9 protein-coding genes are annotated in these 10,833 nt (G+C 41.3%); all 9 read right to left on the reverse strand.

Translation table 11 applies throughout. From position 1 onward, the window contains the following. Window positions 1–180: 180 nt before the first annotated feature. Window positions 181–1,713: a glycine betaine ABC transporter substrate-binding protein gene (locus QZR70_RS00395; protein WP_119206772.1), complete on the reverse strand. Its 1,533-nt coding sequence runs from the start codon at window positions 1,711–1,713 to the stop codon at window positions 181–183. 172 nt (window positions 1,714–1,885) lie between these two features. Continuing rightward, on the reverse strand, window positions 1,886–2,218 hold the full coding sequence (locus QZR70_RS00400; RefSeq protein ID WP_295792309.1) for a hypothetical protein: 333 nt from the start codon (window positions 2,216–2,218) through the stop codon (window positions 1,886–1,888). An 81-nt stretch (window positions 2,219–2,299) separates the two neighbouring features. Next, window positions 2,300–3,583 (reverse strand): DNA repair protein, encoded by a 1,284-nt coding sequence (locus tag QZR70_RS00405; protein WP_295792311.1) that lies wholly within the window; start codon window positions 3,581–3,583, stop codon window positions 2,300–2,302. 223 nt (window positions 3,584–3,806) lie between these two features. Beyond that, window positions 3,807–4,223, reverse strand: coding sequence for a hypothetical protein (locus QZR70_RS00410; RefSeq protein WP_295792314.1), 417 nt, complete (start codon window positions 4,221–4,223; stop codon window positions 3,807–3,809). Between the two features lie 214 nt (window positions 4,224–4,437). Continuing rightward, on the reverse strand, window positions 4,438–5,796 hold the full coding sequence (gene dnaB / locus QZR70_RS00415) for a replicative DNA helicase (protein ID WP_039968875.1): 1,359 nt from the start codon (window positions 5,794–5,796) through the stop codon (window positions 4,438–4,440). Window positions 5,797–5,865: 69 nt separating this feature from the next. Beyond that, a complete protein-coding gene (gene rplI / locus QZR70_RS00420; protein ID WP_105089868.1) occupies window positions 5,866–6,312 on the reverse strand; it encodes a 50S ribosomal protein L9 in 447 nt (148 codons plus the stop codon). After that, window positions 6,309–8,336, reverse strand: coding sequence for a DHH family phosphoesterase (locus QZR70_RS00425; protein ID WP_295792316.1), 2,028 nt, complete (start codon window positions 8,334–8,336; stop codon window positions 6,309–6,311). Before QZR70_RS00425 ends, rplI begins: the two co-directional genes overlap by 4 nt. 16 nt (window positions 8,337–8,352) lie before the next feature. Then, window positions 8,353–9,312, reverse strand: a complete 960-nt coding sequence (locus QZR70_RS00430; protein ID WP_295792318.1) for a DUF2232 domain-containing protein — start codon at window positions 9,310–9,312, stop codon at window positions 8,353–8,355. A gap of 196 nt (window positions 9,313–9,508) precedes the next feature. Next, the coding region (locus tag QZR70_RS00435; RefSeq protein WP_295792320.1) for a ribonuclease J at window positions 9,509–10,833 on the reverse strand (1,325 nt) is incomplete at its 5' end.

Raw genomic sequence — 10,833 nt, forward strand, 5'->3', positions numbered from 1 at the left:
TTAGACATATCTTGTTTCATATCTTGTTATATATGTTCCTAAACATTTTTCATCAGATATTTTATTTATATGAATATCTGTTCATATGTTTATATTACATCAAAGGAGATTAAATGTCAATACAAAATCATATTCAACATATATCAAATTTTATTTACTTTAGTTCTAACTATATTCACCTTATATCAAATTTCGTTCTACCAGGAATTTATGTGCTACATCAGCTGGCAGTTGGTGTTCCGTTTCAACGGCGTAATTCATCTTCGCCATCTCTTGATCTGTAATCGTATGATTCAAACTTTCTAATACAGGGCGCAGTTCAGGATGAGCAATCAATACTTCGCTACGCACCACATTACCAGACATATAAGATGGATATAAATGTTTATCATCTTGTAACACCGTAATCGGTGCGATACTTAATTGACCATCAGTCGTGAATATCGGCATTACATCCACCTCATCACGACTAATAGCCGTATATTTTAGCCCTATATCCATATCTTTAGTAGCTTTAAATCTCATGCCATACACGCGTTGTAATCCAGCATAGCCATCTTCACGTCCAAAGAAATCATATTCCCCTCCTAATGTTAGGGATGGTGCTATACGAGCAAGATCAGAATACGTTTTTACGCCATAACTCTGAGCAATTTCATTACGCACCCCTATGCCATAGGTATTATTAAAACCGTACATGCCGACCCACTCAAAATTATATTTCTCTTTATAGGCCTGTGAAAGCTCATTAAATAGACTTTCATCATACGTATCTGTACGTTTTAGCACAGCAGACCAAGCCGTACCAGTATATTCAGGATATATATCAAATTGGCCAGAAAGCATAGCTGGTTGAATATTTGATGTACCACCACCGACACCTTCTGTAACCTCTACGGTTAAATCAGTCTTCTTCTCGATTAATTCTTTTAAGATATTCCCCAAAATAAGCTGTTCAGTCATAGGCTTCGTTGCAATATGAATAACATCAGTCTTCACATGATGGCAATACATAGCCCAGCCACCTATACCCATCGCAATTATCGTCATAATCGAAACAAATATAATCGTATAGCGCTTCATATGAGGGCTAATACGTGTTACTCTTTCACCTAGAGAAAAGAGAGCATCAACGGTAATGGCTAATAGGGCAATCAGTAGACTGCCTGCAATTGTCAAAGCACTTTGATTTGTTGTAATCCCCCTATAAATCGCCACACCTAAGCCACCAGCACCAATAAAAGATGCAATACCTGTCAAGGCAATGGTCATAACGAGCATAGTCCGTATACCAGCCATAATAGTCGGCATGGCCAAGGGAATCGCTATATTCCACAAACGTTGAATCCGCGTAAGTCCTAACGCAATTCCCGCTTCACACATAGCTTGATCAATTTGGTTAAGACCAGTAAATGTATTTCGTACCATCGGTAATAAGGCATAGATAACCAATGCAATGATAGCGGTCGTATTACCAACACCCGATACATACAACAAAAGGCCTAACATCGATATAGATGGAATCGTATATAGGAAATTAACCACTACCATAACGGGCGCAGCTAGCCGTTTATATTCGTATATAAACACACCCAATAATCCACCGATGATGGTAGCAATAACAGAAGCTAATACTGAAATTTCTATATGTTCCCATAACAACTGGAGGAAAAAATCATAGCGATTGATAAGTAATGATATGACCTCATGCATTACAGATACCGCCTTTCTCATAAAACAATACAAAGAGTATATATAGTCATATAACAGCTAATCATATAGGGTATTTTTATACGAGAATATAATTAAATTACAACCCTTTTCATCATTGTATACCGAATCACACCTTAACTCTAGCCCTTAAACCATATATAAAGACAACTCTTTATATTGTCATATCATACAGATTCAATTCCTTAATAGATCTAAAGGGAATATCTATGCCTTGAACAGATATAATTTGCATTTGCGCACTAATCATATCAACAGCCCCTATAAGCTCTGTATATCTTTGTTTATTGTAGTAAACAATTCGCACCCATTCTCCGCAATGTATAGTCTGTAAAACCTTATTTAACTCATCTACTTGATCCTCCGATAGCTCTATTTGAGCTTCCTTTGGCTTTGCTACCGCTGCCAATAGAGCCTCAAATCCCTTCAATGCCGCAAAGGGCATAAATTGTTTCGCCCGTTGTAAACGAGACATACGATGTTTCATTAATGTATACCTCCCCTTATGCGACTAATCTATTTTCAATTGCTGTTCTTCGTTCAATTGCCATTGTATCCATTACACTATTTATTCCCCATTATGGCCACCTACCAAGGTATTTCTAAAGCGCATAGTCCCTTCCTCTTGCAAGCTAGAGGCGCGCAGAATAGAGTTTTTGCCGAACTGTTCCTTGATGGATAGCATTGCCTCTTGTACTTGTCGCTCCTTTTCCTCTGTATCTGTCGTAAGGGCGCTAAATAAATCCTCCTCTTGAGGGATTGCGGAACGATTTACTAAATCCTCAAAGCTTATTCCAATACGACGGATGAGCTCATTTTTATGGCAATGCTGCTCATATAATTTAATAACAGCCGCCGTCAACGTCTGTAGGGAATCTGTATATTGTTTAAGCTTCTTAGAGCCTCCTGTGGAGCGCACCATTTCATCTGCATAGCCGATATGGACGTGAATATGGTTCGTAACCCCTTTGATTTGTAAAAGCTCTAATACCAAGGACTCCACCATTTCCCGCATAGGCACGTAGGCCTCTTCGTAAGTATAGTTACGCAACAAAATCTGGCTATGCGAGATAGAATGCTTAATAGGACGATACGCATGGATATCTGCAATCGTACACGGCTCACGGCCCCAAGCATGATCGATAATGAGCTCTGCATTAACGCCAAACTCCTTATATAACTTAGTCTCTGGCACCATGGTGATGCCATGTAAATCATAGGCTCCATACTTGTGCAAACGATTGGCTATACCCTTCCCAATCTGCCAAATATCGGTCAACGGCTGATGATACCAAATTTTCTCTTTAAAGAGGCTTTCATCAAGATACCCTATAAAATCAGGCGCATGTTTTGCGAGGATATCGAGAGCAATTTTGGCGAGGAATAAATTTGTGCCAATCCCAACAGTAGCATAAATATTAGTCGCCTCTAGCACCGCATCAAGTAACATCTGCGCTAGCTCACGAGGCGTTTTCTTGTAAAGTGGCAAGTAGGGGGTGATATCAATGAAATACTCGTCGATAGAGTACACATGCACATCCTCCGGTGCCACATACTTGAGCAATGTTCCATAAATCTGAGCGGATACCTGCATATACCGCTTCATATGTGGCTTTACCGTTAAATATTCAATGTGCGGAGGAATCTCAAAAAGGCGACTGCGATTCTTAACACCTAACTTTTTTAAAGCCGGTGAAATAGCCAATGTAATAGCCCCTTTGCCACGAGACCCATCGGCCACCACCAAAGGCGTTGTAAACGGATCTAGCCCCAAATCAGCGCACTCCACAGATGCGTAAAAACTCTTCAAATCAATGCACATATACATCCGATCCGTATCAGCTGAACCCATATCAACACCTCCTTAAACTGCTAAATCACTAGATTTTACAAGAATCACAAGAAGAATAATTTCTATGATTAGTATAACAAAAATGCTGAGTATTTTCAAACATATGTTTGTTATTATAAAGGTAAATTTATAGAAAAATAAAAAGCACCTAACACTAGATATATAATCTAATGTTAGATGCCATATGTTTAACAGACTATTAAAGACAGCTAATTTATTTCTATCAAAACAAACTTAATAACACTAATCCCCCTAATACAATTGAAACAGCGCCATACTCAATAGTTATCGTCACATTATCTATACTTACTTCTCCATTTTTTGCAAGCACACCTGTCGGACTAAATTGAACCATAGGTCCACTGGTTGGTGCAAAAGGAATATAAAACTCTACACTTTCAGCAGTATGAGTCTCACCATTCAAGATATACTTAATATCATAACCATAAATATATTTATCCATACCACGAGCTACAAATGGTATTTCCTTTATAACTCGTGGAAGTATAGACACAATCGTTACTGGAGTTCCATTGCGACGTAATACAAATCGTTTGATAATTAAATACAACCCACTAAGTATTAACCAAAGAGCCACACAACAGAAGTAAAATACAAAAAACTCAAAGCCGCTACCCATCACACGCTCCTTTCCCAGCAATACACTGAAAACTATCTAGCTCTATTATATATTGATGGGACTTATTTTGCTAACGTAATACAAAAAGAGCACCACCTATCGAGGGGCGACTTACGCGTCGTTTGGAGCCACGAGATAGGTGGTGCTTTTTTGTAACTAAGTTGTCGAAATAAAGTCGGGCCCCATCAATATAGACACGGCCCGATAGTTTTCATTATTGTTCCGGCCCCATATCTCGGAATTCCACGTCTCTAAATTGGGTTAATTCCCCAATGAATTGGAGTTCCACGGTACCGACGGAACCATTACGGTGCTTACGAATGAGGACTTCTGCATTGTCCCCTTTTTCCGAGTTTTCATCGTAATATTTATCGCGGTACAAGAAGATAACGATATCCGCATCTTGTTCAAGAGAACCAGATTCACGAAGGTCAGACAGTACAGGCCGTTTATCTGGTCTGCTTTCAACACTACGAGACAATTGAGATAAGGCGATGAGCGGCACATTGAACTCACGGGCGATCAATTTGAGGTTACGAGAGATTTCAGATACCTCTTGTTGACGGTTCTCGCTGCCCTTACCGGAGTTGCGGCCTTGCATCAACTGAATATAGTCGACGATAACGAGATCGAGACCATGTTCTACCTTAAGACGGCGCAATTTAGAGCGCATATCTTGCACGGTAAGGCCTGGTGTATCATCGATAAAGAGCTTGGATTTGCTCATGCGGTCCGCAGCGGCGATAACCTTTTCCCAGTCAGTAGGGTCCATGTTCGCACGGCGCAGTTTTTCGGAGCTCACACCTGCCACGGAGGATAGAATACGACCAACGAGCTGTTCCTTGCCCATTTCTAGGGAGAAGAACGCTACAGTCTTGTCGTATAACATCGTTACGTTTTGGGCGATGTTCAAGGTGAAAGCCGTTTTCCCCATCGCAGGCCGGGCTGCTACGAGGATGAGGTCAGATTTTTGTAAACCATTGAAGACATGGTCTACATCTTTAAAGCCTGTTGGAACGCCTGTAATAGCACCATCATGCTGTTGCAATGCATTTAATTTATCTAAGTTAGATAATACAACCTCCCCAATAGGAGCAAATGATGATTCAGACTGTGTTTGACCACTTACGTCTAGTACCATTTGTTCCGCCTTGTTAAGGATAGCCGTTGGCTCATCTTCGCCAGCGTACGTCATGCCTACGATTTTATTCCCTGCATCGATAAGGCGGCGCAACTGAGCTTTCTCACTGATGATCTTCGCATGTTCCTCCACATTGTAGGACACCGATTCATTAGCCAAAGATGTAATATATGCAAGACCGCCTACCGCATCGAGACGCTTACGACGATCTAGCTCTTCACCAACAGTGATAAAGTCCGCCGTCTTGTTAGCATGCACGATTTCTAAGATAGCATCATAAATAATACGATGCGCATCGCGGTAAAAGTCTTCAGATTTTAGAATACTCGTTACCGTATCGACAACGGCACCCGAGTTGGATCCATTCGTTAATAAAGCCCCCAAAACGGCTTTTTCCGCATCTAAATTATGCGGTGGAATGCGTACATCCATGATAATCCCCTTTATAAAACCACTATGGATAAAAGAATTCACCATACTCAAAGAGCATGGTGAACACTATTATTCAGCTACTACGTTAACCTTGATAGTACTTGTAATTTCAGGATGAACACGAACGAGTACATCATGTACGCCTAATGTTTTCAATGGTTCTTTGATTTCGATTTTCTTTTTATCGATATCTACTTTGTATTGAGCTTTAGCTGCGTCGGAAATATCTTTTGCAGTAACGGAACCAAATACACGACCTTCTTCACCCATGCGAACTTTTACAGTTACTTCAACCTTAGCCAATTGAGCTGCCAAGATTTTAGCTTCATCATTCGCTACAACTTTGTGGTGAGCAATGGATTCTTGTTTTTGTTTCGCATTATTTACGTTAGTTGCTGTACCTTCAAGGCCAAGACCTTTTTTGATCAATACATTGCGGCCATATGCGTCGCTAACTTCAACGATTTCGCCTTTTTTACCAACCTTTTTAACGTCTTCTAACAATACTACTTTCATTGTTCTTCCTCCTCTTTCTCAGCGGAATGAAGGGCTTCAAGAGCATGCTCTAAGATAGCCTTCTTCGCTTCCTCTATCGTCATACCTTGTAATTGGGCACCAGCCACGGTTCTGTGACCACCGCCACCCAAGGCTTCCATTACAACCTGTACGTTTACCTTGCCTTTGGATCGAGCGCTAACGCCGATACCGCCGTCGTTCAACGAGTAAAGTACAAAGGCTGCTTCAATATCTTCATTACTGATGAGCATGTCCGCACTTTGTGCAGCTAATGCCATCATATCCTTCAAACCTTCCGGTGCTACGGAAATAGCAATCCCTTCAGTTCGACTGGCTTCAAATACCATTTTAGCACGCAATTGGATGGAATCGAAGGTTTCAATAAACAATTGTTTAACCTTTTCAATATCCGCCCCTGCACGGCGTAAGAATGCTGCCGCTTCAAAGGTACGGGCACCAGTTTGTTGAACAAAGTTCTTCGTATCTAATACGATACCTGCATAAATACCTGTAGCTTCAGCTTTTGAAAGTTTCACGCCACCACCTGCGTATTGTACAAGTTCTGTTACGAGCTCAGATGTAGATGATGCAGTTGGTTCCAAATACGTAAGCAATGGATTTTCAACAAAGTCCGCTGCACGACGGTGATGATCGATAACGATGCGTCGTTCAGAAATTTCAAGCGCCTCTTGAGCGGCTACCATTTCTTGACGATGCGTATCACATACGATAGTAAGCGTATTCGCATCTACCCACGCTTTCGCAGCATCAGGGGTGATAATATGTTCCGTCCAGAACTCATCTTCTTTAAGAACAGTCACCATTTTATCGATGGCGCTCGTTTCTTTTGAAAGCACGATGCGCAATTCTTTACCCAAGGTACGTGCAATGGCTACAACACCGATAATACCACCTAATGCATCGTAGTCTTCACGTTTGTGACCCATTACAAGAATTTTATCGGAATCAAGCATAAGCTCATGTAAAGCTTGTGATACCACACGAGCACGAACGCGCGTATTCTTTTCGACGCCAGCTGTATTGCCACCGAAGAAGCGGGTACTTTCACCATCCATAATACACACTTGGTCACCACCGCGACCTAATGCGATATCTAAGGCAGCACGAGCACGACTAGAAACCTCTTTTACAGAGCCTACATTCTCGCTAATCCCCACAGAAATCGTAGCTGGCACTTGACGAGGGGACGGCAATTTACGAATGCGTTCAAGCACTTTAAAGCCATTTTCCTCCATCTCATGAAGGGCGCCACGAGAAATAGCAAAGGTATACATATCGTCTTGGAAGTTACGAATAAAGCCTTCATAACGGTCAATTTCATCCATAATGATATTGTTAATATCTGCCCAAACGCTAGTATACTCGCGGTCACTAAGACCTTTTGTCAATTCTTCGAGATTATCGATTTGAATCATGCCCCATACAGGCTGATCCTCTTCAGCTTTAATACGGGCCTTTTCGAGAGCCGTAATGTCCTTAAAGTACAGAGCCATGACTGCATGTTCAGCCAATTCATCTTCACTATGAATATCTGGTCGCGTATCGCGAGGATCGATGAATTTATAGATAATTTGGAAATATCTTTCATCATATTTCTCCGTCATATATCCGGATTTGCCCCAGATTTTATCGATACGGAATCCAGGCAATAGAGCAGACATTTTTTGAAGTTTATTCCAGTCTACTGTAACCCAGTCTGCAAAGACGCTATTATTCCATACCAAGGTGCCTTGTTTATTAACAAGAACAATGCCCATCGGTAAATTTTGTAAAGCAAAGTTAGAAGCTTGTGTGACGTTTTTCATCATCGCCCCAAACTGTTCTCTTGCTAAACGACGCCGGTTATGAAGGGTATTGTAGTTAACCAAATATGCCGCTACTACGATAATTAATGCTAAAACTGCAACAGCCCAGTTCAAATAGGCCAGCAACAATAACAACAATACGATAACGGTAATAATGGTAACTTCTAAACCTTCCCATTTTCGTTGAAAGGATTTCATAACGGCCTCCTTTCTATTACAAGCTACGTTTTTGGAAACGTACTCGCATATCTAAAAACATATCTAAAATACCATATATAACGAGTGCCATAGGACTCATCACATACAAAAAGCCTATAATAGCAAACTTAAAGATGCCTGCCAAGTTATAAGACTTCATAATGGATAGCAAACATGTAATGCCATTTAGACCACATATCATGCCCCCAAATAAGGCAATATTGAGGCCTACGTCTGAAAGAATGCCATTAGCATAGCCTAGATACTGTCCGCCATAAGCAAGGATAATACCTACTGCTAATACACCAGCACCCCAAATCGGCATGCGCCATGTATCCATTGTTGGTAATGTACGCATAACACTATTTGTACGACGACCAATATAGCATACAAGCTTAGCGGAAATATAGGTTACGATTACATTGGCAGCAAACCAGTACGCTAACAGCATACGCTTTGCTTGATCAAAAGCAAAATCTAAGCGGTTAATATACTCATTCATTTGCTCTTGCGCCATAGGTTGCTGTTTCACAGACTCAATAATAGCATTCTTAAGGTCTACATCAATCATATGATTAATCTGAGATAAATCAAAGGATGTAAGTCCTGCAGACACGAGAATCCCTATAAGGCTCGTTAACGTAAGTGCAATAGCTGGTATAACGATGAGCTTACCAAAAGACCAATTGGCTCTGAAAGCTTCACCGAGGAAGATACTAGGCAAGGAATATGCCAAGATGGTCGCCATTGCCATTAATGGACCTACTAAAAGGGAAACAAGAACGAATGCTACCACTGATGCAGCACAACTATATCGGCTGCCCCAACGGATACCAATGATTGCAATCCCAGCTGGCGCAACCAAGGTCGCTAACAAACTGAGGATAGGAACCGTAGAACCTACTATGGTTAACATAACAACGATGGCCGATACAAATGCTGTCTCTACCATCGCTCTTGTATTTGTTTGTTTCATAAATCTCCATTCTAAATAAAAGAAGATAGATTAATTGGTATCTTTTAATTATAACAGTTTAAAAAGGTAACTTCAAATACCCTATGTAGTAGATAAATGCGATAGCACCGCTATTTATGGTAGATTTAAAAGGTTCCTTTTAACATGTTAAAAGTACCACACCATGAGGTGCGGTACTTTCATATATTGTATTTGATTATACGTCTTGAATAATCGGCAAGATCATAGGACGGCGGCGAGTTTTATCATAGAAGAATTTCCCCAACGCGTCGCGTACGTTTTGCTTAATAGTAGTCCAATCTTTGATACGTTGCATTTCGCATTCTTCAAGGACTTGGTCTACACGATGTTCTGCAGCAATCATAAGTTCTTCTGCATCGCGTACGTATACGAAGCCACGAGACACGAGGTCTGGACCAGCTACGATTGTACCAGAAGCTTTGTCCATCGCCATAACAACGATAACCATACCTTCTTGAGCCAATTGTTGACGGTCGCGGATAACGATGTTTCCTACGTCACCAACGCCAAGACCATCTACGAAGATAGCGCCAGCTTGTACACGACCGGCTTTGCGACCGCCATCTTTATCGAACTCAAAGATTTGACCGTTGTCGCCGATAAGGACTTTCTTAGGATCTACGCCCATAGCTACACCAAGTTCACCATGGCGGCGCAACATGCGGTACTCACCATGAACTGGGATGAAGTATTCTGGACGAACAAGGTTAAGCATTGTTTTAAGCTCTTCTTGGCTCGCATGACCAGATACGTGGATACCACGATCTTTACCGTATACTACATGACAACCTAGGCGAAGCAAGTTATCGATGGTTCTACCTACAGCACCTTCGTTACCAGGAATTGGTGTAGCAGAGATGATAACAGTATCATTCGGTGCCAATTCTACAGTACGGTGATTGCTCGTAGCCATACGGGACAAGCCTGCCATTGGTTCGCCTTGAGAACCTGTTGTTAAGATCATGATTTGATCATCAGTGTAGTTGTGCATTACATCTACGTCGATGATTGTATTTGGTGGAATGTTCAAGTAACCGCGTTCTTGAGCGATTTCTGTAACATTTACCATGCTGCGGCCCATAACAACAACCTTACGGTTGAACATAACTGCCGCATCAATAGCTTGTTGGATACGAGATACGTTAGATGCGAATGTAGCCAATACAACGCGGCCTTTCGCTTCACCAACAGCTTGTTTAATAGCAGGGCCTACGGAGCTTTCGGAACCTGTAGTACCTAGTTTTTCAACGTTTGTAGAGTCGGACATCAAGGCCAATACGCCTTTATTGCCGAGCTCAGCAAATTTGTGCATATCCATCAAACGGCCATCAACTGGGGTTTGGTCGATTTTAAAGTCACCTGTGTGAAGTACAGTACCGATTGGTGTATCAAAGTACACAGCGCAAGAGTCAGGAATGGAGTGGTTTGTTTGGATAAAACCAACCTTAACTTGACCAATTTGCACTTCATCGCCTGCAGCAATAGTACGAAGACATTTTG

Origin of the sequence: uncultured Veillonella sp. (assembly GCF_900545205.1) — a bacterium.
Taxonomy (GTDB): domain Bacteria; phylum Bacillota; class Negativicutes; order Veillonellales; family Veillonellaceae; genus Veillonella.